Source organism: Viridibacillus sp. FSL H8-0110, from assembly GCF_038003565.1.
In the GTDB taxonomy this organism is placed as follows: domain Bacteria; phylum Bacillota; class Bacilli; order Bacillales_A; family Planococcaceae; genus Viridibacillus; species Viridibacillus arenosi.
In genome coordinates this window covers 3,649,754-3,676,426 of sequence record NZ_JBBOPJ010000001.1, presented here as the reverse complement: position 1 = coordinate 3,676,426, position 26,673 = coordinate 3,649,754, and the positions used below count along the sequence as shown (strand labels likewise).

Genomic DNA, 26,673 nt, shown 5'->3' with positions numbered 1-26,673 from the left:
AAGGAGGCCGAAAAATGCAAAGTGAGCGTAAACGCATTTTAACATTGCTTGAAAATGGCACCATTACAGCACAAGAGGCAATATTACTACTAGAAGCATTGGAAAATAAAACAGCTACTAATACATCAACTGGAGCGAATTTTACAAATTCCAGCCAAACTGAAATGAATCAACAAGTAGAGCAATCACAACCTGAAAGAGAACAGAAACAAACAAATTATGATGACTTCTTTGAGAAAAAAGAAGAACCAAAACAACAGTCATCTAAACAAAAATCTACTTCAGAGCAAGAATTCTTTGAAGAAATTAAACAAGATTTCTCGCAATTTAGTGCAAAGTTTATGGACTTCATGAATACGGCTGTCTCAAAAGTCAAAGACATTGATTTTGACTTTTCATTTGGTGAAAAAAACGCATTCGAACAGCGTTTTGATCTAGATAATGCGGACTTTTCACATATTAGTGTAGATATTCCGAATGGTCAATTGCAAATTAAACCTTCTGTTGATGCAACTGTATATGCAGAATGTCGAGTGCGTCCTTCAATTGTTCGGTCGGGTGAAGATATACAGAAGGAATTTCTCAATAAATTTATCTTCACGAACGATCAAGGGAAACTACGCATTATTAGTGATTTGAAATCGATGCGTGTTGATATCGTCCTATATGTACCGATTAGACAATACGAAGCAATTTCAGCGAACTTATTTAATGGTAGTTTTGTATTAACTGATTTGGATGTCAGTAAACTGAAGGTTAAAACAAAAAATGGTCTGATCGATTGTGAAAGATTCGCATTTAAGAGTGCAGAGCTAGAAACTGCTAACGGTGCTATTAAAGTGAAGGGTGTTGCAGGAGAAGACCTTGAAGCCGAGACGTTAAATGGCCAAGTGTATATTGACGGTGCAATTCGAGATATTGAAGCGAAATCTATCAGTGGCCATGTTGTTGTGACTACTCGTGCAATTGATGCGACAAGAATGAAAGCACAAACCGTTGCAGGTGCTGTGGAACTTTATATTCCAAGTACATTGTCACTAGAGGGAGAAGTTTCTTCTAATCTAGGTAAAATGGATGTTCAATTGTCAGATGTTCAATATCGCAATGAGCATGAGCAATTTTTACAAAAATCGGTGCGCTTCTCTAAAAAGTTACCGGATGTTTCAACATTAACGATTGATGGTGAAACTAAAACAGGATCTGTCGTTGTTCGATATAATCTGTAATATAAAATAATTTTTAGCGAAGGAGATTTTATCTCCTTCGCTTTTTTAATACATATTTATGATTAATTCGCTATTACAGCAAATTTTTTTTGTAACAAGCTAGAATTGGAAATTCAATTTAAATGAAATGAAATTGTAATAGTAGACAGGCTATTCAATGATATAATAGCTATTATAATAGAGTAGGGTTTATAGAAAATAGGTGGTAAAAAAATGATCGAAATGAAGAATGTTTACAAGAAATATCCGAATGGAATAGTAGCAGCGAATGGATTAAGTATTAAGTTTAATCAAGGCGAATTTGCTTATATTGTAGGACCTAGTGGTGCTGGAAAGTCGACATTTATCAAAATGATGTATCGAGAAGAACGAGCTACATCTGGGGATGTTATCGTAAACGGTATGAATTTGACGACATTAAAAAACAAAGAAATACCTTATCTCCGTCGACAAATTGGCGTGGTGTTCCAAGATTTTAAATTGTTACCGATGCTAAATGTCTATGAAAATGTTGCATTTGCTTTGGAAGTAATTGAAGAACAACCGGCTACGATACGTAAACGTGTCATGGAAGTTTTAGATTTAGTTGGATTAAAACATAAAGCTCGAATGTTTCCGAATGAATTATCTGGTGGAGAGCAACAACGTGTGTCAATTGCGCGATCGATTGTGAACGTGCCGAAAGTTGTCATTGCTGATGAGCCTACTGGAAACTTGGATCCTGAGACATCTTGGGATATTATGAATCTTTTTGAGGAAATAAATGCACGTGGAACAACAATTATTATGGCAACACATAACAAAGAAATTGTTAATACAATAAGACGTCGTGTTATCGCTATTGAGGGCGGATTGATTGTTCGTGATGAAAATGGAGGTAGTTACGGCTATGAAATCTAGAACTATAAGTCGCCATTTCCGTGAAAGTATAAAATCGATAGGTCGTAATAGCTGGATGACAGTAGCTTCTGTCTCAGCAGTAACGGTCACACTATTAATAGTTGGCGTATTTATCATGATAATGATGAACTTGAATAAAATTGCTACAGATCTAGAAAATGATGTCGAAATTAAAGTACTTATTGATTTAGAAGCGGATCAAAAAGCTGAGGATGCTTTACAGAAACAAATTAAAGAGTTTTCAGGTGTAGATTCTCTTAAGTATTCAACAAAAGAAGAAGAACTTAATCATCTTGTGAAAGACTTTGGAGAAGATTTAAGCTTATTTAAACAAAGTAATCCGTTACGCAACGTCATCTATGTAAAGGCTAGTGACCCGCAGAAAACGGCTACAGTAGCCAATGAGATAGACAAGCTCGATAATACATATGAGGTATTATACGGTAAAGGTAAGATTGAAAAGTTATTTAACTTTTTAAATATTAGTCGAAACGTAGGTATTGGTTTAATCGTAGCGTTGCTATTTACAGCAATGTTCCTAATCTCAAATACAATTAAAATTACAATTGTAGCAAGAAGAAAAGAAATAGAGATTATGAAATTAGTAGGGGCAACAAACTGGTTCGTACGTATTCCGTTTATTCTTGAAGGTATGTGGTTAGGCCTACTAGGTTCTATCATTCCAATGACGGTTGTAACAATTTCATATGTGAAATTACATAGTGTATTGCAACCAAAATTACAAGGTGAAATGTTCCAGCTATTAGATGTAACGCCATTTATTATCCAAGTAGATTTATTAATTTTGATAATGGGTGTATTTATCGGTGTTTGGGGAAGTTTCATGTCCGTACGTAAATTCTTAAAAGTATAAGTCATCCAGATATATTAATAGAAACAGAGGGGGTTATTAGTTGAAAAAGCAGTTTAAAAATATTTTATATGTCGTTACAGCAACAGTATCTTTATCATTGGTTGTTCAACCAATAGCGAATGCTGAATCACTAAATGATTTAAAGTCTAAACAGCAAGAATTAGATCAAAAGAAATCGAAACTTAATTCCAACATAAATGAAAAATCAAGTAAGATTAAGTACAACAAATCAAAGCAAGAGAAAATCAATAAACAAATCCAAAAGCTTGATAACAAGATTATCAAAACGGATGAGAAGATTAGTATTGTAAAATCAACAATTGCTCAAACAACTAGTGAAATTGAAGATTTACAAACTTCTATCAAAGAATTAGAAACGAAAATTGCTGAACGTGATGCATTATTGCAAGAACGCGCGCGTGCCATTCAAGAAGGTGGCGGTTCAATTAATTATGTTGACGTTCTATTTGGTGCTAGTAGTTTTGTAGATTTAATTGACCGTTTTTCTGCAGTTAACACTTTATTAGATGCAGATCGTAAAATTTTGCAAGAACAAGCAGATGATAAAAAAAGCTTAGAAGAGCAACAGAAGAAACTTGAAGAAAAACGTCAAAAACAAATTGACAATCGTGATCGATTAGAAGACCTTAAGAAATCTTTGGATTCACAAAAATCAAGTAAAAATAAGTTAATAGATGCTTTAGAGCGTGAGCAATCAAAACTGAAATCTCAAAAGAAATCACTTCAGAAAGAGTATTCTGAAGCGATTAAAGTAAGTAAAAAAGTTCAGAAAGAAATTCAAAATGAGCAAGCGCGTCTAGCTGAACGAGCACGTAAAGAAGCTGCGGCGAAAGCGAGTGCTAAATCAGCACATGTATCAAATGTTGGCAATGTTGGCGAATCAGATAATATTCCAACAGTTTCAAGTGGTACATGGACAAGACCGACAACTGGTACAGTTACATCTAATTTCGGCTGGCGTGATATAGGTTCAGGTCCAGAAATTGATTATGGTATCGATATTGCAAATAGTGTGGGTACGCCAATCGTAGCAGCAGCTGATGGAGTAGTCTTCCGCGCAAGTCCTTTATCTACATACGGTAATGTAATCATGATCACTCACTCGATTGAGGGGAAAACTTTTACAACTGTGTATGCTCACTTAAGTGGTTATAAAGCAAAAGCTGGACAATCTGTTTCTAAAGGTGAAGTAATCGGTTATATGGGACAAACGGGTCGTGCATTCGGAAGTCACTTACACTTCGAACTTCATACAACAGCTTGGCAAGGACAAAAAGTAGGGGCAGTTGACCCACGTCGTTATATTTCATTCTAATCAGGTTAAATAAAAGTCGTCTGGAAATCGGTAAATTCACCGACTACAGGCGACTTTTCTTTTAGGGATAAAACGATTTTAAATAGAGCTTAATACTGTAAAAACCAGTCCAGTCATCAATTAGCAAAACAAAAATCTTGTATTCTAGTATGACAGCCATTAACATACGGTGTAGGGTATATAATGGGAGTAGGTGTGAACTTTGTCAGTAACAGAATGGTATACTATACGCGGAGTGACATTACCGACATCGTGGGTTTCAGTTCTTATCGCGTTTACTTTGGTAGGAATTATTCTATGGTGGCGTTATGGCAAAAAAGAAGCAAGTGTATATGCGGATCATGCTATATTTTTTATTTTAATTTGGAAATTTAGTGTCATTTTCACAGATTTGTCGTTGGTGATAAAACAGCCTTTAATTATACTATTCTTTAACGGTGGCACGATGGGCTTTTACATAGCGATAGTTGCAACTTGTATTTCTATATTCCGTCAATTGAAAAAGAATGTATTTGCAGCTTCTCAATTACGTACATTAACAATGGCATTTATTTTAACGCAAAGCGTGTATCAAATTGCAATGGCCATGCAAAATGATGGTCTCGCATGGCAAAGGTGGCTGACGGTTGTAGCCTTTATCATTTGGTTACTCATAGCGATAAAAAATGGTCTCAATCAGGATATTTGGCGTAAGCAACTCATCATTTTATTTAGCTTATCACATATAATGATCGCATTATTACAGCCAGATGGTTTTTGGCAAAAAACATTAATGGCAACTTTCATATTTAGTTTGTTTGTGTTACTTGTCCATTTCTTAAAAGATAAAAGTCGTAAACAGATGGAGGCTTCCTCATGAAGAAAAAAATATTTGCGTTGCTAATAATTGCAGCGATGATTGGAATTGCGGTCACTAATTTTGTGAAAACGAAAGTTGCTGAAGAGCAAAAAGTAGATACGAGAGCAACCATTGTAGAGGACAAATTAGGTGTTAAAAGTGGCTTAGCAATTGGTGAGTTGGCACCAGATTTTGAATTAGAAACATTGGAAGGAAAAAAAGTAAAGCTATCGGATTTTCAAGGGAAAAAGGTTATATTAAATTTCTGGGCATCTTGGTGTCCACCTTGTAAGGCAGAAATTCCTCATATGCAAAAGTATTACGAGAAATTTGCAAAAGAAGATAATTTTGAAATCGTGGCAGTCAACTTAACAAGTCAAAAAGAAACAATTAAGTATGTGGAAAAATTTGTTAAAACATATGAAATGACTTTCCCAGTATTATTAGATACTGAAGGCGAACAAATGAGAGCATATGAAATTTACACGATTCCAACGACTTATTTCCTTGATACGAAAGGAATTATCCAGAAGAAGGTAATTGGCCCTGTCGATCAGGATAGTATGCGGGAAAGTGTTAAAGCGTTAAATTAATAAAGAAAAATCCACTTTTTGATAGTGTTAATCCTATGAAATCATTCATAAACTGAATGGATAGAAAGGGGTAGACATGATGCGGAAGAGTTGGATTTTTCTTTTTTTTATAGTATTGCTAGGTGCTACAGGAATGTATGCAGTATCAAAAATGCAGGGGGCCGAACCTTCAAGTGCAAAAGTGAGTAAGTTAGAAAAAATTGATGAGGCTTTTAATTTAATTAGAAAAGAGTCAGTGCATGAGACTTCAGAGGAACAGCTAGTTGAAGGGGCAATTAAAGGAATGGCGAGTTCACTGGGAGACCCATATAGCACTTATTACACAAAGGAAGAAGCTAGAATGCATAAAGAGTCGTTATCTGATTCTCGTGTTGGTATCGGGGCAGAAATAACAGCAAGTGATGGCCGGTTTATTATTGTTTCACCTGTTAAGGCATCTCCAGCTGAAAAAGCAGGGCTGAAACCTTATGATGAAATTGTACAAGTAAATAAAGAACGACTAGAAGGTAAATCTATGGCTCAGCTCTTGGCTCTTATTCAAGGAGAAGAGGGCACAACAGTAAAAATGACTATTTTCAGACCTTCAGAAGACAGACACATTGAAGTTTCAATGAAAAGAGCAGCTATTTCCATGGAAACGGTGCATAGTGAAATTTTACAAGCCGATGATAATCTAATCGGATATGTGTCCATTTCATTATTTGGTGAAAAAACTGCAGAAGAATGGCAAAAGCATACGTCTTCTTTAATGAAACAAAAAATCTCAGGTCTTATTATTGATGTGCGTAGTAATCCAGGTGGTTATTTACGCAGCGTTGAGCAAGTGATAGCAAGTGTTGTAAAACCAAGCTCTACATATGCTTTTATGCAAAATGCAAAGGGTGAGCTTGAACCGCTTTTAACTGATGAAAAGAGAGCGAAATTAAATTTTGATGCACAATTAAAAAAGGTGCCGATTGTATTACTTCAAGATGAAGGAAGTGCTTCTGCAAGTGAAGTTTTAAGTGGGGCATTAAAAGAATTAGAGCGAGCTACTATCGCAGGTGTAAAGAGTTTTGGAAAAGGTACAGTACAAGAAACGTGGCCATTATTAAATGGTGGTGAATTAAAGTTATCAACGCATAAATGGCTAACACCAGATAAAGAATGGATTCATGGTAAAGGAATAGAAGCAACATTGCATGTAGAGCAAGATGATTTATATCATATGGAATTGCCACCACTAACAGGTAGCTTCCAAGAAGGAGATTTTAATGAGCAAGTAAGATATGTACAAGAAGTATTATCGAAAATGGACTATAAATTAGAACGAACAGATGGTTATTTTGATCGCCAAACAGCCGAAGCAGTTCTGTTATATAGAAAGACAAAGAAATTAGCACAAGAACCTATTATTAATGAATCATTCTTTTCAGCATTACATAAAGAAATGGTAGAATATAAAGGTAGCAATGAAAATGACCATCAATTACAAATGGCTATCGGGTATATGCTGAAAAATTTAAAATGATGAATTTAAAAGCAATTTATTTGTAAAAAGAAGTTAATAAAAAAGCTTGAGCCTTATAATTTTTAGAAATGGCCCACCTTTACAAGCTTTTTTCTTATATTTCACCCAGAATAGGCTCTAATTATGAAATATAATCCAAATACCACTACGTTTTCAAACATTCGTTTGATACAATTAAAAAATAGACAAACTACTAGATACACTACGGAAGGTGATACGGAAAATGTACTTAGATATAATAGTAGAGCTTGTAAAAGGCATTGGCCGTTTCTTTTTAAATCCAATTCTATACATTGCCATTATTTTTGCCATATTACTAGGCTATCGACGAGTAATTACAGAGCGTAAATCATTTAACACAAGGATACGCTGGGGCTGGACAGAAACGCTTTTCTTGTTAAAAGATGGATGGCTATTAGCACTTGGCATATCGATAGTAAGCATTGCAATTGGATTAGTTGTACCATTTGAATATTTAGTGTTATTCAGTTGCGCTAGTATCATTTGTATTTTAACTTTTTATTATTATACAGCTTCAGCGGTTTATCCCTTCGCTATAGCTTTCGGTGTTATTTGGTATTTATCTGCGAATGACAAGTCTTTTGATTTTTTAGGATGGACGTTTTCTGGAGAATCGATGGACTTAGGTTTATATGTAGTTATACCAGCGTTTATCGGTTTACTCTTATTAGCTGAAGGTATACTCATCTACAAGCACGCAAAGAATTTTGCTTCACCAAGATTAGAAAAGTCTGAGCGTGGAATGCCAGCCACTACATATTTAGTGAAAAGGTTATGGTTGTTACCAATCTTCTTCGTTATTCCTGGTGGTTTAATACAAGAATATATACCATATTGGCCACAATTTACGATGTTCGATTCTACGTTTTCAATTATATTAGTACCAGTTGTAATTGGATTTCAGCAGCGCACACGTAAAACATTGCCCGTTCACTTTTATCCTCGAATGGGGAGAACTATTATCTCATTAGCTATAATTGTGCTAATAGGAGCAGGCATTGCATACAAGGTAACTGTTCTTGGCTTTATCGCTGTTTGTATCGCTGTAGGTGGGCGTGTATTAATTTCGGTTATATATGCTTGGACCGAGCGAAATGCAGGCTATGCGGTAACTCCGCGAGATTCTGGTGTAGTTATTGCCGCTGTCTTACCAGGATCTCCTGCACAAGCGATGGGATTACAGGTGGGCGAATGTATACGTAAGGTGAATGGTCTTGAAGTGCAGAAAGAAGAAGAGTTATACGAAGCGTTGCAAATAAATGCTGCGCACTGTCGTATTGAAGTATTAAATCATGAAGGCGAAGTTCGCTTGCGACAACATGTTATTCATCGACATGATCATTACAAAATCGGTCTACTCGTCGTAAGATAAAGGAGAAAAAATAGATTCTATGGTTACTAAAGTAATTTTAGCGCTGTTCATTCCAGGATTACTCGTCGTATTATTTACACGTATCACATTCAGTCATTATGTAGCTTTAGCGTTATCTGTAGCGCTTATTGCAGCTTCAGTTTATGCTGGTTTTACACATACAACTTTTTTATATGTCATTGATGCATTTTCATTGACAGTTGGCTTTTGGTATGCCACGCGCATGATGAATCGCAAAAAAGAACAATAAGAATAAAAAAGAAAGCCCGATTTGTCGAATGAGACAATCGGGCTTTTGCTTTGCCAGGAAATGACCTGAATGGAATGTGAGCTACGAATGAGTAGTATTAATAAATATATTGCTCGAATGAGAGCGGAAAGAATAGTTAATACAAATGGGTAACAACTAAATTAAATGACTATACTCGAATGGGAGTGAATGAATAGATTTTCTCGCAAATGGGCGATACTCAAATGAGAGTTTCTTAGCAAACAATTGAGATCATCAACCTTCTTTATTGAACGAAAAGAGCCTATTGCTCCTTTACCAGAAAGAAAACAATAGGCTCTCAAATATATACGAACCATCTCGTTCTCATCTTTCAAGCAAATGATGCTTGTAGGAATTGGCACAGTGTTCATACGCGAATCTGTTGCCGAGACTTCATAGGGCCTGTCCCTCAGTCTCTCTGGATAAGAAAGTGATATTACTATGTAATTGTTGTAAGAATTATATATTACTATATACTGCATTGAACGAAAAGTCAAATAATTTAGAAAAAACTAAAAGAAAAAACTGTAAATTGATAAAATGGCAATAGCACCAATTACAACGATGATCACATTAGCACCTGCAAATGCGATGACAAAAGCAGTTACAGTTCCAACTAAGCCGAATAAAATATCGCCCTCTTTAATCAGTAGTATTGCTGGGAAAATCATTGCACCTAAAATTGCATAAGGGATATTTTGTAAAACACCTGAAATAATAGGGGGTAATTCTTTTCCCTCTAAAAATGTTAACGGAATTGCGCGTGGAATATACGTCACAAGTGCCATACCAATAAGCATCCACCAGTACCAAGAACCCATTACACAAAACCTCCTTTACGTTTTGCACGATTTGCATAAACGATTTCAACTGTTATTGAAGAAACAAGAGCAGCAACTAATAATGCCCAGCCAGTTGATAAAATTTGTGTCCAGTAGAAAAAGCAGTTAATAACTGCAGCTAGTAAAGCGAGCATAACTACTTTACGATTACCCTTCATAGAAGGAACTAAAAGGCCGACAAACATAGCATATAGAGCAATCCCCATGGCGACTTGCAAAAAGGCTGGTAAATTTGCACCTATTAAGTGACCAACTGCTGTGAAAACAACCCAGCTCCCATATGCAACGAGCATTACACCGACACCAAATGAAGTAGGTAGCTTTTCTTCTTTTCGTGTTGCAAGTACAGAAAATGATTCATCAGTTACCCAAAAAGCATAGATGGATTTTTTCCATTTTGTTTCGGATTGCATCTTTTCATTTAGTGATGCCGTCATTAAAAAGTGACGGATATTTACGACAAAAGTATTAAGAACAATCAGTAAAGGATCTGTCCCTGTTGTCAATAAATTTAATGCTATATACTGTGAAGCCCCAGCGTAAACGAGTATACTCATAGCCGTTGCTTCAATCATTGACAGACCAGTTGTTTTTGCGAGCAAACCAAATGTCAGTGCAATTGGGAAGTAGCCGATCGCAATACTAGAACCTGCCTTCATACCAGCTGAGAAGCTAAGTTTTTTCATGTTTGGTCCTCCATTGAAATGTTTAATAAAGTATACAACTGTATGATAAAATATACAAGAGGTGAAATTTATGGAAGAAATAAGCCGTAATTTAGGAAAACAATTGAAGAAAATCCGTCATCAACGTTTGCTGAGCTTAGATGATATGGCTAAATTAACTGATGTAAGTAAAGGTCAGTTAGCACAAATGGAAAAAGGAGAATCCAATCCTACTGTGTCGACGATTTGGAAAATTGCCGCCGGTTTACGCATTTCATTTTCAACATTATTACAACAGCCGAAGGAGCAATTTTTAAAAATAAATAGTGCAGAAATGCCATTTGTCACGGAGAACGAAGGAAAATATCGCGTGTATTCTATTATTCCTTATGACCCTGAACGGGGATGGGAACTCTTTAAAGTAGAAATGGATCCGGGATGTAGTCATAAGAGTGATGCACATACTGATGGGGTAGAAGAAACCATAACGGCTATAAAAGGACAAGTAGTTGTCGAAGCTGGTGATATGAGTGAAACCTTAAATGTCGGTGATACGCTCGTATTTAAAGGACATCAAATCCATCAATATACGAATACAGCAGATGAAATGACTGTCCTGCACTTTATATTACAATATAAACAGTAACTTTTAAGTAGTGCTCATCCCTCAATTGGGATACCTACAAGACGCTATTTGTTAGAGAGGGAGAAACATATGCCTGACTGGTTAACGTTAGAAAATTTTCATGAATTAGCAAAAGAATATAGATTATTTGGCACACTTCTAGGTATATTACTGCCACTTATTGAATCTTTCTTACCATTCCTTCCACTAGCAGCATTTGTCGTTGCAAATGCCAGTGCATATGGGTTATGGATTGGTTTTCTACTTTCTTGGAGCGGAGCGGTGTTAGGATCATATTGTGTATTTTTGATCGTAAGAAAATATGGGCAAAGTCGATTATTGAACTACGTAACAAATCGTGCTACGGTGAAAAAATTAATTCATTGGGTTGAACTGAAAGGGTTTACTCCGTTATTTATTTTGCTATGTTTTCCTTTTACACCTTCAGCGCTCGTTAATATTGTCGCGGGCTTATCCAATTTAAAGCGCCATCATTATTTATTTACAATAATGGCTTCAAAACTTGTTATGATTTTCGTTATTAGCTGGATTGGCTCAGATTTAAAAGCGCTAATAACAGATCCTATCCGTACTGGTATAATCGTTATATTGATAGGGGTTATGTGGTGGGGTGGAAAAATGGCTGAAGGACATTTAAATGCAAAAGTAGAAGAAGATATGAGAAGAGCTTCCCGAACGAATAAAAAGTGAAGTAATTTGCCACTGTTCTATTTATAATATAAAATAGGAACAAACGTTCTTTTGTTCAGGTCTACATATTTTTGAGCATAAATAGTAAAGCGATTGGAATTTTATCTTGATTAAAAGAGGGGGAGTTAGAATGTCACTGCGTATCGTTTCCGGAAGGTCAGGCTCTGGAAAATCGACGCTTATTCATCATGAAATAGTTGATATTGTAAAGGAACAGTCGATAGGGGCACCAATTTTCTTACTTGTCCCTGACCAAATGTCATTTTCTTCTGAATATGATTTAACACATCGATACGGTGTATCAGGACTTATTCGAGCGCAAGTTACAACATTTAAGCGTTTAGCGTGGCGCGTCCTGCAAGAAACTGGTGGTATTAGCCGACAAGAGATTAACGGTTTCGGCTATCGAATGCTTATCAAACGTTTATTAGAGGATAATAAAGAACAGTTTTCATTGTTCCGTCAAGCTGCTGGAAAACGTGGTTTTACGGATGAGATGGAAACTTTATTAAAGGAATTTAATCGCTATAGTTTAGATAGCAAAACATTAGAACTGCTTCTATCAGATTTTGAAGGTATGAATGCACCACAAACATTGCGCGATAAGGCACATGATCTTCAGTTATTATTGTCAGCTTTAGAAGAGCGATTAGGTACTACATATATTGATAGTGAAGGTTATTTCCCCTTGCTAACAGCACAGCTAAAGGATTCGGAAATTATTCAATCTGCAGATATTTATATTGATGGATTTACAGCGTTCACAACACGAGAATTTGAACTAGTGCAAGAATTATTAAAAGTAGCACGTCGAGTAACGGTTGTTTTACCTATGGAGTCAGATGCTGATGCAGACGATGAACAAGCACTATTTTATCAATCTGCTCGTACAAGTGTACGCTTAAAAGAATTAGCATTTGAAGAAGGTATTGAAGTAGAACCAACTGTACATTGTCAAACAACATTTCGTTTTCAAAACAATGATTTGAAATGTATCGAAGAAAAATTTCATTTACAAGATGAAGCAATGTGTAACTCTTCCGAGGATTTTGAGATTATTGAAGCAGTTAATCGCCGTGCAGAAGTACATGCTATTGCGAGAAAAATTAGAGAATTTATGCAAAATGACGCAATTCGTTATCGTGAGATTGCTATTTTATATCGTCAGGCTGATGTATATGATCCACTGTTTGCGACAATTTTCCCTCAATACGATATTCCTGTTTTCGTGAGTCAGAAAAAGCCCATGCTTCACCATCCATTAATTGAACTAAGTCGTTCGGCTCTGGAGGTTATTCAATCTGATTGGAAGTACGAGCCTATTTTCCGTGCAGTAAAAACGGATTTGTTTTTCCCAGTAGATGCGGATTTACAAGTTTGGCGGGAGCGCGCAGACCGTTTGGAAAACTTTGTTATCGCGCAAGGAATCTATAGTGAACGCTGGTTTGATGAGAATCGTTGGCTATATAAAAAATATCGTGGACTGGAATTTTTAACAAAAAATCAAACAGATGAAGAGCGCGCCTTCCAACAAGAAATTGAAGCAGCGCGTAGTAAAGTAAGAGAACCTTTAAAAGAATTAGAAAATCAATTAACTAGCTGTAAAACGGGACGTGATTTCGCAACAGCTCTGTTTAATTTTATTGAAAATCTCGAAGTTTATGAAAAACTACAAGATTTAAAAGATAAAGAAATAGACAAAGGCCAACTGTTAGCCGCAAGTGAACATGAACAAGCTTGGAATCAATGGGTAGATGTACTTGATCAGTTCGTTATGATGTTTGGAGAACAAGAAATGACACTAGAAGAAGCACTTCACACTTTAGAGGAAGGGTTTGATACATTAGAATTTTCACGTATCCCACCGTCATTAGACCAAGTAACCATTGCAACAGCAGATTTGTCTCGTTTAACGAATATGAAAGCTGTTTTTGTAATCGGTATGAATGAAGGGGTATATCCACAAAGGATGGACCATGAAGGATTACTTTCTGATGCAGAACGTGAATGGTTTATGCAACTTGGAATGGAACTGGCACCAACATCTAAAACGCGATTGTTAGAAGAATCATTCATCACCTATCGTGCCTTAACCATGGCTTCTGAAAAACTCGTTGTTAGTTATGCCATTGCAGATGAAGAAAGTAAAGCATTATTACCATCCCTATATGTGAAGAAGTTACAGCAACTTATTCCTAATGCACCATTTACAAAAGCGTTAATAGATCCAACTGAAGCTTTATCAGAGCTCTCGGATCTCCCTTATATTAATCACCCTAATACATCTTTAGCCTATTTAATGATGCAACTGAGACAAGCTGAGCATGGAAAGGGGCTAACACCTGAATGGCGTGCGTTACAGGCGTATTATGAAGAGGATCCTTATTGGTCGGATATTCTAGAGCGTTTAATGCGTCCATTAACAGTGCTGAATAAAGCAGAGCAACTTACACCTGATATCACCGATGCCTTGTATGGCTCAACTCTTACCTCAAGTGTTTCACGTATTGAGAAGTTTTATGGTTGTCCGTTTTCCCATTTTTCTACTTATGGTTTACGTCTTGAGGAGCGTGCTGAATATCGACTTGAAACACCGACGATCGGAGACTTATTCCATGCAGCGTTAAAATGGATTTCTGAGGAAACACATGAGAAGAATATTAAATGGGGTCAGTTGACGCCAGAGCAATGTGCTGATTTAGCAAAACGAGCAGTGGATAAGATTTCTCCACTGTTGTATCACCAAATTTTAATGAGTACATCCCGTTATCGTTATATTCAACGAAAACTGACATTGATCGTACAAAGAACGATGCTTTCTTTAAGTCAACATGCACGTGTATCAAATTTCAAACCGATTGCTCTAGAAGCTGCATTTGGACCGGGGGAACCCTTACCACCATTAATGATCAAATTAGATGGCGGTAAGAAAATGCAAATGCGTGGTCGAATTGACCGAGTAGATGCAACTACAATCAATGATAAGCCGTATATTCGCGTTGTAGATTATAAATCTTCTTCGAAAAAACTAGATTTAAATGATGTGTATTATGGTCTATCTTTACAAATGTTAACCTATTTAGATGTGGCTGTTGAGAATTCAGAGGCATGGTTGCCGTTACATTCAGAAGCTGGTGGTGTGTTATATATACATGTCCACAATCCGATGTTAAAGCCACATGATAATTTGGATGGCCAACAGGCGGAGCTGGAACGATTAAAAGAATTCAAGATGAAGGGCCTTTTATTAGATGATCGAGAGACTTTGATTGATATGGATGAGGCGCTAGAAGAAGGCGGCCATTCACAAATAGTACCAGTTTATGTGGGTAAGAAGGATGGTACTGTTTCTCCGAAAATGTCTTCTGTTATCTCGACTCAAGATATGGGGCATCTGCGGAATTTTGTGCGTCACAAGCATCAACAGGCTGGTGAGGGCATTTTAGCAGGTCATACTGATATAAGTCCATACCGTATGAAAACACGTACAGCTTGCGAGTATTGCTCATTTAAAAGCGTATGTCAGTTTGATACAACAGATGCAAATCAACATTATCGATATTTACAACCAATCGGTAAGAAAGAAGATGTTATTGAGCAAATTCGAAAGGAGACTAAAGCAGATGAAGGAAATTCCTGTGAAGCCGGCGACAGCGACTTGGACTGATGAGCAGTGGAAAGCAATTTGGACTACTGGACAAGATACTTTAGTTTCAGCAGCAGCGGGCTCAGGGAAAACGGCCGTATTGATCAATCGTATGATTGAAAAGGTTATCTCATCGGATAATCCAATCGATGTTGATGAGCTGTTAGTCGTAACGTTTACGAATGCATCTGCAGCTGAAATGCGTCATCGTATGGCAGAAGCGCTAGAAAAAGCTATTACCAATCAGCCAGAATCAAAGCACCTCAGAAGACAATTAAGTTTGTTAAATAAAGCACAAATTTCTACATTACATTCATTTTGTTTAAATATTGTTCGACAATATGCGTATCTATTAGACATTGATCCAGGCTTCCGAATTGCAAACGATACAGAAGCTGCACTTTTAAAAGATGATACGTTAGCTGAAGTGCTAGAAGAGGCTTATAACAGCGATCAAGTTGATGATGTTTATCGATTAGTTGACAGTTTTACATCTGACCGTGATGACCAAGCAATTGAGACATTAATTGAAAAATTATACGATATGTCACGTGTTAATCCAGAGCCGATGAAATGGCTAGAATCACTACCGGATCAATATGACCTTGAAGCTATCACATCAATTGATGAGTTGCCAATTAGTAAAATAATTAAGCGTTCGGTTAGTCATGCTATTGAAGCTGCCTATGCGCTTATTAAAGATATGCGAGAGCTAAGCCTAGAACCAAACGGACCATCAGCTTATGGTGAAACAGCTGAGAAGGATTTTATTTTATTAACTGAAGCTCGTGCATTTTTACATGAACGTTCTTGGGAAGAGGCATATGAATATTTTCATACTGTTAGCTGGGCGAGAATTTCTACGAAGAAGATGGATTGTGATTTAGAATTAAAAGCTTTAGCTCAAAACAAACGTAAGCAAGCAAAGGAACTATTTGATGCCGCTAAAAAACAATATTTCACAAGAAGACCAGAACGATTGCTAGAAGAGATTCGTTTAATGAAACCAATACTCTTAACACTAGTGAAAATTGCTGCAAGTTTCAGTGAAAAATATGCCGCTGCAAAAAATGAAAAAGGTCTTGTAGATTTCTCCGACTTAGAACACTTTGCTTTGCAAATTCTAACGGATGAAATAGACGGTGAGCTTGTTCCATCAGCTGTAGCACTTAGCTATCGAGAAAAGTTCAATGAAGTACTTGTTGATGAATATCAAGATACTAATAGGCTTCAAGAAACCATTTTGCAGCTAGTGAAAAATGGTGGGGAAGCGAATGGCAATATGTTTATGGTTGGTGATGTGAAACAATCTATTTACCGTTTCAGATTGGCAGAGCCGACACTTTTTTTAAACAAATATTTGGCGTTTGAGGAAGAACCAACAAATACAGGTATGAAAATTGACTTAAATGCAAACTTCAGAAGTCGTCAGGAAGTATTACACGGTACTAACTATATTTTCTCACAGATCATGGGCGAAGAAGTCGGTGAAATCAATTACGACGAAGCTGCAGAATTAAAGCCACAAGCTCCTTATAATGAAAAAGATGCCCCTATTGAATTGACAGTTTTATATACAGATCAAACTGAAGAGGAAGAGTCTAAGGAATCTGATGATGGTGAAGCGGGTGTTAGCTCTGAGCTACAAGCTGAGGAGGAATTAAAAAAATCTCAGCAAGAGGCACGCTATATAATTGAGAAAATAAAGCAATTAATGGATTCTGGACAAATGGTTTATGATACAAAAAAAGGCACTGAACGACCTTTGGAATATCGTGATATTGTTATATTAATGCGCTCGATGACTTGGTCAGGTGATTTAGCAGAAGAGTTTAAGCTAGCAGGTATTCCGTTATATGCAGAGTTGTCTAAAGGATATTTTGAAGCTCTTGAAGTAATGATAATGATAAATACATTGAGAATTATTGATAACCCGTATCAAGATATTCCTTTAGCATCTGTCCTAAGAGCGCCATTTGTTGGATTAACGGAAAATGAGCTAGCCAAAATCCGTTTAGCTGACCCGAAAGCACCTTTTTATGATGCGTTGAAACAATTTGTACGCATCGAAGGTACTGGTCTAAAATCGAGTACTGCTGAAAAGCTACAACGTTTCTTACTGCATTATGAAGATTGGCGTGATTTAGCTCGTAGGGGTTCGCTAGCAGACTTAATTTGGAGAGTATATATTGATACAAATTATTATGAAATGGTTGGTGCAATGCCTAACGGCAAACAGCGCCAAGCGAATTTACGTGCACTTCATGATCGTGCGTTATCGTATGAAAAAACGTCGTTCCGAGGGCTTTTCCGATTTTTGAGATTCGTAGATCGTATGCGATTACGTGGAGATGATTTAGGAACTGCACGCGCTATTAGTGAAACGGAAAATGTTGTACGTTTAATGACAATACACTCATCTAAAGGCTTAGAGTTCCCTTATGTTTTTGTAGCAGGATTAGGTCGAGAGTTCAATAAAATGGATTTCAATTTACCGTATTTATTTGACCAACAATTTGGTTTGGCGGTGAAAATGATTGATCCTGAGAAACGTATTCAATATACCTCTCTACCATTCCTTGCGATGCAGGAGAAAAAGAAACTTGAGTTGAAGGCAGAAGAGATGCGCGTTCTTTATGTTGCGATGACACGTGCAAAAGAGCACCTTTATCTAGTAGGTACTGTGAAAAACTGGGATAAGACAAAGGCTGTTTGGGAAGATGCTAAACTATTACCTGTAGGTGAAATGCTACCTGATCATATTCGTGCTTTAGCAAAAAGTTATTTAGATTGGATTGGTCCAGCTTTAGCTAGACACCCAGACTATGACCGATGTCTAAATGATGAAACTCAGTTAGTCACTAATGAGTTATCAAGATGGAAAGTTCAAGTAATAGGAGCGGAGCATTTTAAAGCACCTTTAGAAGTGACGGAAATAAAAGAAGAGGTTGTCGAGGATACCCAAAAAACTACTATTGTTGATGAGGGGTTATTAACGACTATCAAAAAGCGTTTTGATACAGCATATGCGTACGATAGAGCGATAGCAAAACGATCTAAAACATCTGTTAGTGAACTAAAACGTCTGCAAAATTTAGAACAATCCGAGCAACCTGAACTTTTTTGGAATGCACCTAAAAAACAACAGCAAGTGGCAAAAAGACCTAGCTTTTTACAACAACGTTCGTTAACAGCAGCAGAAATTGGAACAGCTATGCATACGGTAATGCAACATATACCGCAGCAAGGCTTGCATTCAATTGAAGAGGTTGAGGTTTTTGTGCAAAGGCTTGTTGACCGTCAACTTTTGACGAAGGAAGAGGGGGCAGCTGTACATGCACCTGAAATTGTAGGTTTCTTTGCAACACCTGCGGGTCAGCGCTTTATGAATGCAGTGGAACTTTATCGAGAAACGCCATTTACCTTTAGTATTACTGATGAGGACGGAGATTCACAAATCGTACAAGGGATTGTCGATTGCCTATTTAAAGAATTAGATGGCGACTGGATTCTACTTGACTATAAAACAGACCGAATTAAAGAAACGATGAAAACAACTGAAGGCTTACAAAAGGAAATGAAAGAACGATACGACGTACAGTTGACACTTTATAAAAAGGCGTTAGAAGAGACATTGAAAATCAAAGTTGCAGAAAAATTAATATATGCATTTGACGCACAGCGCTCAATTGAATTATAGGAGGAAAAGCATTTGAATTTAACACCAACACCTATGCAAAAAAGGATTGATACGCTCGATATAATACGAGGTTTTAGTTTGCTAGGTATTTTTTTAGTAAATATGTTTGCGTTTAGTACACCTTCGCCACATATTGATTTAAAAACTTGGTTCGAATCGCCAATAGATAAACAATATCATCAGTGGCTAGATATTTTTGTGCAAGGAAGCTTTTATCCACTATTTTCAATGTTATTTGGATATGGTTTAGCAATGCAATTTACGAAAGCAACACAGTTAGGTGACAACTTCTATAAGATTGGATCGAAACGTTTAGGTGTGTTATTTGGCATTGGTGTGTTACATGCCTTCCTTATTTGGTGGGGAGACATTCTAATGACGTATGCATTTTGTGGTTTCTTTTTATTAATCCTGTTACGTCTGAAACCAGTTTGGTTATTAACAATTGGTGGCGTATTATATGGAATTGTACATGGCTTTTTAGTGGTATTAATGGGATTAGCATCATTGGTGGAAGAGTCTACTGATTTTTCAGATTTTGTTGACATAACAGCTATCGAAAGTGCAATAGCGGCTTACGGCTCCGGTTCTTGGACAGAGGCTTTCATGCAACGCCTAGCAGATTTACAAGTACAGGCATCCCCAAGTATGTGGATTGTGGCGTTGTTTACAATTTTACCTTATATGTTATTAGGGGCTGCTGCATCCAAATGGAAACTAGTTGAACGTGCAAAGGAAAAACGAGTGTTTTGGATTGCTTTAACTGTTATTACTCTACCGGTTGGAGTGGCACTTAAAATGTTGCCATATAATTTAGAGCGCAATCTTTTCCTTGATTATGTGCAAGTTTCTTTCGGTGGTCCAATTCTTGCGATAGGGTATGCGGGGCTAATCGTCCTATTATGCCAAATTCCTAAATTCACAAAAATATTGTCGCCTGTTGCAAAGGCAGGACGCATGTCAATGACAATATATTTAATGCAGTCTATTATTGGAACATTCATTTTCTATCACTATGGATTAGGATTATATGGTAAAATCGGTGTCGATACCGTTACGTGGTTAGCTGTTGGGATTTTTGTTCTGCAGATAGTATTTGCGGAGCTTTGGTTCCTGAAATTTAAACAAGGACCGGTTGAAGCAGTGTGGAAAAGATTAACTTACGGAAAAATGTTACAGAAAAAAGAGGAAATTAGTCGATAATTAATGTATCATTGAAAAAAAAGAAGGAGTGCCAATATTCATGAAAATTTTATCATTTCGTTATAACGATGTAGTAAGTTTTGGTCCGAAAGTAAAAAAAGAAGAAGCTGTATGGGACGTTTTAGCAATCCAAGAAGCTCTTCAAGTACTACCTTCTTTCGCTACAACAATTGTAGAGGGGATGACAGCTGGTTTCGAGTTTGTAGAACAATCTCGTAAACTTGTAGAAGCTGCACAGAATTCAGAGAACCCAGAGCAATTTAAATATGCATTTACGGAAATTGAGTGGTTAGCACCAATTCCACGTACAACGAAAAATATTATTTGTGTTGGTAAAAACTATCAAGATCACGCCAAAGAAATGGGCGCTGAATCTGCTCCAGAAAATTTAATGATCTTCACAAAAGCACCAACTTCAATTGCTGCAGATGAGCAAACAATCTCTGCACATGCAGACGTCACTTCAGCACTTGACTATGAAGGTGAATTAGCAGTTGTTATTGGTAAAAAGGGTAAAAACATCCCTACTAAACTAGCATATGATTATATATTTGGTTATACAATTGCAAATGACATCACTGCACGTGATTTACAAGCAAAGCACAAGCAATTCTTCTTAGGGAAAAGCCTAGATGGCGCTTGTCCAATGGGTCCTTATTTAGTAACAAAAGATGAAATTCCTAATCCGCATTCTTTATCAATCGTTACAAAGGTGAATGATGAAATTCGCCAAAATGGTTCAACAAAAGACATGATCTTCACAATCGAAGAAATCATTTCTGAGATTTCTAGATTAGTAACTTTAGAGCCGGGTGACGTAATTTTAACAGGTACTCCAGCTGGCGTTGGTAAAGGTATGAACCCACCAACATACTTATCATCTGGTGATGTAGTAAAAGTATCAATCGAGGGTATTGGAACTCTAGTAAACCGTTTTAAATAAGCTTTTTAGCATATTATAGATATTACTATAGACCGGTGGATGAATTTCCATCGGTCTGTTATATTTGTATAGTTTTTCACCTCGTGATAGGATATTAATGATTATTAAAACTATTTAAGGTGGGGTAATTAATGGATTTTTTAGCTAGCACCCATTTACACATTACAACTTGGGTAATCGCAATTATCTTGTTCCTAGTTTCTGCTGCTATGCAAAGTGGTACAAAAGGACAAAAAGTAACGCATATGATTTTACGTGTATTCTATATTCTAATCATCATTACTGGTGGCGCATTATTTGCTAAAGGTATGGATTTTAATATGGGTATGCTTTATGGTTTCAAATTCATTGGTGGTATTTTAGTTATCGGTATGATGGAAATGGTATTAGTAAGAAAAGCAAAAGGCAAACCAACAACTATGTTCTGGATCCTATTTGCAGTATTCTTATTAATCACTATGTTCCTAGGATTTAAATTACCAATGGGTGAGCACTTCTTAGCTTAATAACTGGCATGATAAACAGCCACATGACGAATCTCGTTGTGTGGTTGTTTTTTTTATTGGAAAAGATGATTTTTATACAGTAATATACGCATTTTTAGGACGTGAATATTCTGCTAAATAACAAAGGGTGCAGTTAGCGCAACAAACATTGGCTTTAGCGCAACAAATGATGAAGTTAGTGCAACAAAGGAGCCACTTAGCGCAACAAACAATGCAGTTAGCGCAACAAACAAGTTTATAGGGAGTTTCCATTTGATAGGTTTAGTAGCTAAACGAGCGCTTTCAGCATTTAAGTAAATTCACATTTTTGTCGAATTTGTTTTTGTTTCGGTTGTTTTTGGTGTTAAAGCGTAGCGGGGATGGTGGGGGTTTGGTAAAATTACGTTGGACAGTTCTGCAGAGGAGGACTATAAGTGAACGTTGCAAAGTGGATTAGTACGGTAGTTGCGTCAGCGCTTTTGGCTACGACAATGGGGTTTGCACCTATTGCGAAGGCCGAGACTGAAGTGACGCATAATATTAAAGATGAAAGTATCTATGATCTCTTAGTGGATCGTTATTTTAATTCATCGGTCGAAAATGACTATAATGTAGATGCTCGAGATCAAAATGCTTTTGCTGGTGGTGACCTTACAGGGATTGCTACTAAGTTAACACATATTCAAGATATGGGTTTCACCGTTCTATCGATTGGGTCGATTTTTTCAACTGAATCATATGATGGAAGTGCGGTAGTGGATTACGAAAATATTGAGCGTCATTTTGGTACAGCAAAAGAATTTAAATCTTTGCTTGCTGATGTTCATAAAGGCAAAATGAAGCTAATGATTGATTTTCCGCTAAATAATGTTAGCAAAAATCACGTCTGGGCTAAAGATAAAGCTAATTCAGAATGGTACGAAACCGCTGATAACGGTCGTATTAATTGGAATACAGAGAATCCTGAAGTACAAGAGGCATTAATTAATGCAGCAACTGATTTTGCTCAGAAATACGATATTGATGGTATTCGCTTAACTAATTTAGGTAATAGTGATACAGCATTTTTAAATGAGATGATTGAGTCATTAAAAAATACAAATAAAAATATCTATGTTATATCTTCCGAAGACAGCGATGCAAATTTTGATATGTCTGTTAATAAAGAGACAATCGATATTTATCAATCGATTTTCAAAAATGTCGATATGGATTCGTCAAAAGTGGAACAACCACTTGGCACAATTAAAAAAGACGATGCAGAAAAACCTTCAGCTAATATGTTAGATAGTTTAAATAGCTCTCGTTTTACATTTGCTTCTGCAAATGAAAATATGTATCCACCGACACGTATTAAAGTTGCGATGGCTGCAATGTTTACGTTACCTGGTGTACCGGTAATGACATATGGTACTGAAATTGCACAAAATGGTGAACAAGCCCCTGAATCACATGCAGTATTTGATTTCAAAACGAAGGATGACATCGTTTCATACATAGGCGACGTGCAATCTGTTCGTAATAAATCAGAGACGCTTCGTACTGGGGACTTTAAACTATTAAAGAATAAAGATGGTTTCATTGTATTTGAACGCTCTTCTAATGACGAACAGTGGATTGTCGTTGTGAACAACACAAAAAATACACAGCATATTGATTTAGGTAAAGATATTATTGGAGAAAACAAAGAGCTACATGGCTTATTAGAAAGTGATATCGTGCGTCCGAAAGATAAGGGCATATACCGACTAGTGGTTGATCGAGAAATCGTCGAACTATATCAAGTAAAAGAACATACTGGCTTGAATATTTCATATATGATTTCATTAGGTTTTGTCTATGTACTTTTCATAACATTTATCGTATTAGTGTTACGTAGAAGTAAAAAAAATCGAAAAGCAAAAAATAACTAAATTAAAATCCCTTAGAGAATGTAAGTTATCTCTAAGGGATTTTGTATTTTAAGCGGAAGGGTACTGATTTAAGAAGAAAATAGCTAAAGTACCAGGGCCCGCATGTGATGCAACTGCAGAACCAATCAAATGGATTTCGACAGCTTTAGGCTGGAATTTGTCCATAATCATAGCTTTCATCTCTTCAGCAGCGGCTAAATCATCTCCGTGACTAATGGCAATAACTTGATCACTTAAACCATCACCTGTTTCCTCCATCTTGTCTAAGATACGTTTCATCACTTTCTTACGTCCGCGATGTTTTTCTATAGGTATGAGTTTACCATCCTCCACATGAAGTAACGGTTTAATACTAAGTAAGCCACCGATAAATGCGCTTGCTTTTGAAACGCGTCCACCGCGTGCTAAATAATCTAAATCTTCTACTGTAAAGAAATGTTCCATATGTTGCGCATTTAAACGAACTTTTTCTGAGATTTCGTCTAGGCTTAAACCTGCTTCACGGAGGCGAACAGCTTCCTTAACAACTAGACCATAGCCAAGTGAAGCACATTTAGAATCTACGATTGTTAATTTTAAATCAGGGTATTGTTCTTTTACTTGTTTGTAGATCATTACAGCAGTGCTGTATGTACCAGATAATTCAGATGAAAAGGCTATATAAAGACCCTCCTCACCTGATTTTGCTAGCTCTTCGAAAAGTTCTAAAAACAATTCAGGCGATGCTTGAGAAGTTTTTGGCTGTCCGCCTTGACGGATAAATTCGTATACTTTCAAGACATCGACACCAACGACATCTGCATATTCTTCGTTGTTCATATGAACTCGTAAAGGGATTAGTGTTACATTATTTTCTTCATAAAAAGATTTAGGTAAATCAGAAGCGCTATCTGCATAGATTCTCATTTATTTACCTCCTAGTGTAATTTATTTTAGGTTTAGTCGATCAATTAGGAGGTTAGCTATACCATCCTCATTGTTAGTTTGTGTTATTTCATCTGCAATGTTTTTGAGCTGTCCAATACCGTTACCCATAGCAACTCCAAGACCTGCGTATTCTATCATTTCTAAGTCATTATCTTCATCGCCAAATGCAATAATACGTTCGCGAGGGATTTGTAAATCCTTTGCAACATGCGATAACCCGACTGCTTTATGCATGCCACGACGAACGATTTCAATTACTTCCCAAGGGTCGCCCCAACGGCGATGATCGATAAGCTCTGCTTTTGTGTCTGCTAAATGTTGACGAATTAAGGGTACATTCGAAGAGCTAGCTTGAATTAAAAGGCTTGTAGGATTATCTTTTAAATAATCACGTAATATACCAGTAGTTACTTTTGGTTCGCCCATTGTTAAAATATCTAAGATTTTTTGGTCATGGTATTGAACGTACACATCATCCATAACCTCAGCTATTAAATTTTCAATTTCATAATGGTGAATTGATTCGACAACATCTTTTACTACAGATAACTCTATTGGGCTATGAAGTGTTTGCCATGAAGTGTTAGTTGGATGATGTACGAAGGCTCCATTAAAGTTGACGATTGGTGTATGTAAACCTAGTTCTTGATAGTATATTTTGCTCGCACGATACGGTCTACCCGTAGCAATCATAACTTGATGACCTGCTTCTTTCGCCTGTAGTAAAGTGCGTTTTGTTTTTTCAGAAATAACTTTCTCGTCGGTTAAAAGTGTACCGTCTAAATCTAAAACAATCAAATGTGGTTGTACCATATGAAAAAACTCCTTTCCTACTATAATAGAGTGTATCGTTAATCTTACTTGTTCGTCAAAACTTTGTCACCGTCAAATATTTTTGTTACGATATTAGAATAAACTATCAAGGAGTGAATGCAGTGAAGGTTCAACAAGAACAGTGGGGTAAAATTCCGTTACTTCACATTTATGATGAAGAGACAGTAACATCAGCATCACCAGTTGTCATTTTTCTCCATGGCTTTATGAGTGCGAGTGAACATAATTTGCACTATGCATATAAACTAGTTGAAAGAGGCGTTCGAGTACTTTTACCAGATGCTTACCTTCATGGTGAACGTGATGAAGGGCTAGATGAAGTGCAACTTAGTTTGCGTTTTTGGGAAGTAATCTTAACTTCAATTGAAGAAGTCGACTTTTTACATAAGCAGTTAATAGAAAAAGGTTTGCTGCCAGAAGGTAAAATAGGTTTGGCAGGAACTTCTATGGGTGGAATTGTTACATTAGGTTGCTTACGTGTATACCCTTGGATTCAAACGGCATCAGTTATGATGGGTTCACCTTGTTATGTGGAGCTATCAAAAGCACAGATGGCCCAGTTTGAAGAAAGAGGTTTTAAAATTCCAATATCTGATGAAGAGCTTCAGAAAATGGAACAAACACTTAGTTACTTTGATATGTCAAAACAACCTGAATTAATGGCTAACCGTCCAGTGTTATTCTGGCACGGTAAGAAAGACCATATGGTTCCATTTGCGCCTACATATCAATTTTATGAGAGTATACAAGCAGATTATGCAGAACATCCTGAAGATCTTGTCTTTATCGTCGATAAACAAGCAGGGCATAAAGTATCTCGTCCAGGAATGATTGCGGCAACAAAATGGCTTGCAGACCATTTGGCATAAGTCATTTCATTTGTTATGATGGGATAAACACTATGCAGAAAGGGGAAACACTATGGATGCAGATATGAAAGAAAGTATTTACGGCGCTTTAGAAAACGTAATTGATCCTGAGTTAGGTATTGATATTGTCAACTTAGGTTTAGTATATGAAGTGGATTTATCTGAAGAAGGATTATGTGTAGTAACAATGACATTAACATCAATGGGTTGCCCGCTTGGTCCAGTTATTGTTGACCAAATCCGTACAGCACTATTTGAATTACCAGAAATTAGCGAGGTAACTGTTGATATTGTATGGAATCCACCATGGAATAAAGACAATATGTCACGTTATGCGAAAATAGCTTTAGGTATTCGCTAATATTGTAA

At 36.7% G+C, this 26,673-nt stretch carries 23 protein-coding genes and 1 riboswitch; of the genes, 19 read left to right on the top strand and 4 right to left on the bottom strand.

The window, feature by feature from the left end; all coding sequences use genetic code 11:
- Window positions 1-14: 14 nt before the first annotated feature.
- From MHH98_RS18410 to MHH98_RS18370, 9 genes are all read left to right on the top strand, one after another.
- Window positions 15-1,226 carry a DUF4097 family beta strand repeat-containing protein gene (locus MHH98_RS18410; protein WP_340713354.1) on the top strand — a complete coding sequence of 404 codons (1,212 nt, stop codon included), beginning with the start codon at window positions 15-17 and terminating at the stop codon, window positions 1,224-1,226.
- A 213-nt stretch (window positions 1,227-1,439) separates the two neighbouring features.
- Entirely contained in the window at window positions 1,440-2,126 is a 687-nt protein-coding gene (gene ftsE, locus MHH98_RS18405) for a cell division ATP-binding protein FtsE (protein WP_038179675.1), read from the top strand.
- Window positions 2,116-3,000: a permease-like cell division protein FtsX gene (gene ftsX / locus MHH98_RS18400; protein ID WP_038179673.1), complete on the top strand. Its 885-nt coding sequence runs from the start codon at window positions 2,116-2,118 to the stop codon at window positions 2,998-3,000. The genes ftsE and ftsX overlap by 11 nt, the downstream gene beginning before the upstream one ends.
- Before the next feature lie 40 nt (window positions 3,001-3,040).
- Complete coding sequence (locus tag MHH98_RS18395) at window positions 3,041-4,336, top strand: murein hydrolase activator EnvC family protein (RefSeq protein WP_076065639.1); 1,296 nt, start codon at window positions 3,041-3,043, stop codon at window positions 4,334-4,336.
- Window positions 4,337-4,538: 202 nt separating this feature from the next.
- Entirely contained in the window at window positions 4,539-5,195 is a 657-nt protein-coding gene (locus MHH98_RS18390) for a hypothetical protein (protein ID WP_340713352.1), read from the top strand.
- A complete protein-coding gene (locus MHH98_RS18385; protein ID WP_038179667.1) occupies window positions 5,192-5,767 on the top strand; it encodes a peroxiredoxin family protein in 576 nt (191 codons plus the stop codon). Before MHH98_RS18390 ends, MHH98_RS18385 begins: the two co-directional genes overlap by 4 nt.
- A gap of 79 nt (window positions 5,768-5,846) precedes the next feature.
- On the top strand, window positions 5,847-7,277 hold the full coding sequence (locus tag MHH98_RS18380) for a S41 family peptidase (RefSeq protein ID WP_038179666.1): 1,431 nt from the start codon (window positions 5,847-5,849) through the stop codon (window positions 7,275-7,277).
- Window positions 7,278-7,500: 223 nt separating this feature from the next.
- Entirely contained in the window at window positions 7,501-8,670 is a 1,170-nt protein-coding gene (locus tag MHH98_RS18375; protein WP_340713349.1) for a PDZ domain-containing protein, read from the top strand.
- A 19-nt stretch (window positions 8,671-8,689) separates the two neighbouring features.
- The gene (locus MHH98_RS18370; RefSeq protein ID WP_210402623.1) at window positions 8,690-8,920 is read left to right on the top strand and encodes a CsbA family protein; all 231 of its coding nucleotides are present in this window, start codon (window positions 8,690-8,692) and stop codon (window positions 8,918-8,920) included.
- 342 nt (window positions 8,921-9,262) lie between these two features.
- Window positions 9,263-9,370, bottom strand: a riboswitch (SAM riboswitch).
- Between the two features lie 83 nt (window positions 9,371-9,453).
- On the opposite strand, the gene MHH98_RS18365 is transcribed toward MHH98_RS18370, so the two are convergent.
- Window positions 9,454-9,762, bottom strand: coding sequence for an AzlD domain-containing protein (locus MHH98_RS18365; protein WP_038179663.1), 309 nt, complete (start codon window positions 9,760-9,762; stop codon window positions 9,454-9,456).
- Window positions 9,762-10,469, bottom strand: a complete 708-nt coding sequence (locus MHH98_RS18360) for an AzlC family ABC transporter permease (protein ID WP_038179662.1) — start codon at window positions 10,467-10,469, stop codon at window positions 9,762-9,764. Before MHH98_RS18360 ends, MHH98_RS18365 begins: the two co-directional genes overlap by 1 nt.
- Before the next feature lie 70 nt (window positions 10,470-10,539).
- Here MHH98_RS18360 and MHH98_RS18355 point away from each other — a divergent pair, with 70 nt between their 5' ends.
- From MHH98_RS18355 to MHH98_RS18320, 8 genes are all read left to right on the top strand, one after another.
- Window positions 10,540-11,094 (top strand): helix-turn-helix domain-containing protein, encoded by a 555-nt coding sequence (locus MHH98_RS18355; protein ID WP_038179661.1) that lies wholly within the window; start codon window positions 10,540-10,542, stop codon window positions 11,092-11,094.
- Window positions 11,095-11,163: 69 nt separating this feature from the next.
- On the top strand, window positions 11,164-11,784 hold the full coding sequence (locus tag MHH98_RS18350; protein WP_038179659.1) for a TVP38/TMEM64 family protein: 621 nt from the start codon (window positions 11,164-11,166) through the stop codon (window positions 11,782-11,784).
- A gap of 130 nt (window positions 11,785-11,914) precedes the next feature.
- Entirely contained in the window at window positions 11,915-15,451 is a 3,537-nt protein-coding gene (gene addB, locus MHH98_RS18345) for a helicase-exonuclease AddAB subunit AddB (protein ID WP_340713347.1), read from the top strand.
- Window positions 15,408-19,130: a helicase-exonuclease AddAB subunit AddA gene (gene addA / locus MHH98_RS18340; RefSeq protein WP_340713345.1), complete on the top strand. Its 3,723-nt coding sequence runs from the start codon at window positions 15,408-15,410 to the stop codon at window positions 19,128-19,130. Before addB ends, addA begins: the two co-directional genes overlap by 44 nt.
- Window positions 19,131-19,142: 12 nt before the next feature.
- Window positions 19,143-20,333, top strand: coding sequence for a DUF418 domain-containing protein (locus MHH98_RS18335; protein WP_235175673.1), 1,191 nt, complete (start codon window positions 19,143-19,145; stop codon window positions 20,331-20,333).
- Window positions 20,334-20,373: 40 nt separating this feature from the next.
- Window positions 20,374-21,276 (top strand): fumarylacetoacetate hydrolase family protein, encoded by a 903-nt coding sequence (locus MHH98_RS18330; RefSeq protein WP_038179653.1) that lies wholly within the window; start codon window positions 20,374-20,376, stop codon window positions 21,274-21,276.
- Between the two features lie 131 nt (window positions 21,277-21,407).
- Window positions 21,408-21,782: a YisL family protein gene (locus MHH98_RS18325; RefSeq protein WP_038179651.1), complete on the top strand. Its 375-nt coding sequence runs from the start codon at window positions 21,408-21,410 to the stop codon at window positions 21,780-21,782.
- A 413-nt stretch (window positions 21,783-22,195) separates the two neighbouring features.
- A complete protein-coding gene (locus MHH98_RS18320; protein WP_038179650.1) occupies window positions 22,196-23,674 on the top strand; it encodes an alpha-amylase family glycosyl hydrolase in 1,479 nt (492 codons plus the stop codon).
- Between the two features lie 48 nt (window positions 23,675-23,722).
- On the opposite strand, the gene MHH98_RS18315 is transcribed toward MHH98_RS18320, so the two are convergent.
- Together MHH98_RS18315 and MHH98_RS18310 are read right to left on the bottom strand one after the other, a co-directional pair.
- Window positions 23,723-24,580, bottom strand: a complete 858-nt coding sequence (locus tag MHH98_RS18315) for a DegV family protein (protein WP_340709286.1) — start codon at window positions 24,578-24,580, stop codon at window positions 23,723-23,725.
- A 21-nt stretch (window positions 24,581-24,601) separates the two neighbouring features.
- A complete protein-coding gene (locus tag MHH98_RS18310; RefSeq protein WP_038179646.1) occupies window positions 24,602-25,414 on the bottom strand; it encodes a Cof-type HAD-IIB family hydrolase in 813 nt (270 codons plus the stop codon).
- 122 nt (window positions 25,415-25,536) lie between these two features.
- On the opposite strand from MHH98_RS18310, the gene MHH98_RS18305 reads away from it, so the two are divergent.
- Together MHH98_RS18305 and MHH98_RS18300 are read left to right on the top strand one after the other, a co-directional pair.
- On the top strand, window positions 25,537-26,304 hold the full coding sequence (locus MHH98_RS18305) for an alpha/beta fold hydrolase (protein ID WP_076065649.1): 768 nt from the start codon (window positions 25,537-25,539) through the stop codon (window positions 26,302-26,304).
- A gap of 52 nt (window positions 26,305-26,356) precedes the next feature.
- Window positions 26,357-26,665 (top strand): metal-sulfur cluster assembly factor, encoded by a 309-nt coding sequence (locus MHH98_RS18300; RefSeq protein ID WP_038179643.1) that lies wholly within the window; start codon window positions 26,357-26,359, stop codon window positions 26,663-26,665.
- Window positions 26,666-26,673: the final 8 nt, after the last annotated feature.

Coding starts and splice junctions, on each gene's coding strand:
- MHH98_RS18360 (WP_038179662.1), bottom strand. CDS start 10,469: ATGAAAAAACTTAGCTTCTCAGCTGGTATGAAGGCAGGTTCTAGTATT.
- MHH98_RS18375 (WP_340713349.1), top strand. CDS start 7,501: ATGTACTTAGATATAATAGTAGAGCTTGTAAAAGGCATTGGCCGTTTC.
- MHH98_RS18330 (WP_038179653.1), top strand. CDS start 20,374: ATGAAAATTTTATCATTTCGTTATAACGATGTAGTAAGTTTTGGTCCG.
- MHH98_RS18370 (WP_210402623.1), top strand. CDS start 8,690: ATGGTTACTAAAGTAATTTTAGCGCTGTTCATTCCAGGATTACTCGTC.
- MHH98_RS18300 (WP_038179643.1), top strand. CDS start 26,357: ATGGATGCAGATATGAAAGAAAGTATTTACGGCGCTTTAGAAAACGTA.
- MHH98_RS18315 (WP_340709286.1), bottom strand. CDS start 24,580: ATGAGAATCTATGCAGATAGCGCTTCTGATTTACCTAAATCTTTTTAT.
- ftsE (WP_038179675.1), top strand. CDS start 1,440: ATGATCGAAATGAAGAATGTTTACAAGAAATATCCGAATGGAATAGTA.
- MHH98_RS18380 (WP_038179666.1), top strand. CDS start 5,847: ATGCGGAAGAGTTGGATTTTTCTTTTTTTTATAGTATTGCTAGGTGCT.
- MHH98_RS18410 (WP_340713354.1), top strand. CDS start 15: ATGCAAAGTGAGCGTAAACGCATTTTAACATTGCTTGAAAATGGCACC.
- addB (WP_340713347.1), top strand. CDS start 11,915: ATGTCACTGCGTATCGTTTCCGGAAGGTCAGGCTCTGGAAAATCGACG.
- MHH98_RS18385 (WP_038179667.1), top strand. CDS start 5,192: ATGAAGAAAAAAATATTTGCGTTGCTAATAATTGCAGCGATGATTGGA.
- addA (WP_340713345.1), top strand. CDS start 15,408: ATGAAGGAAATTCCTGTGAAGCCGGCGACAGCGACTTGGACTGATGAG.
- MHH98_RS18325 (WP_038179651.1), top strand. CDS start 21,408: ATGGATTTTTTAGCTAGCACCCATTTACACATTACAACTTGGGTAATC.
- MHH98_RS18355 (WP_038179661.1), top strand. CDS start 10,540: ATGGAAGAAATAAGCCGTAATTTAGGAAAACAATTGAAGAAAATCCGT.
- MHH98_RS18350 (WP_038179659.1), top strand. CDS start 11,164: ATGCCTGACTGGTTAACGTTAGAAAATTTTCATGAATTAGCAAAAGAA.
- MHH98_RS18365 (WP_038179663.1), bottom strand. CDS start 9,762: ATGGGTTCTTGGTACTGGTGGATGCTTATTGGTATGGCACTTGTGACG.
- MHH98_RS18310 (WP_038179646.1), bottom strand. CDS start 25,414: ATGGTACAACCACATTTGATTGTTTTAGATTTAGACGGTACACTTTTA.
- ftsX (WP_038179673.1), top strand. CDS start 2,116: ATGAAATCTAGAACTATAAGTCGCCATTTCCGTGAAAGTATAAAATCG.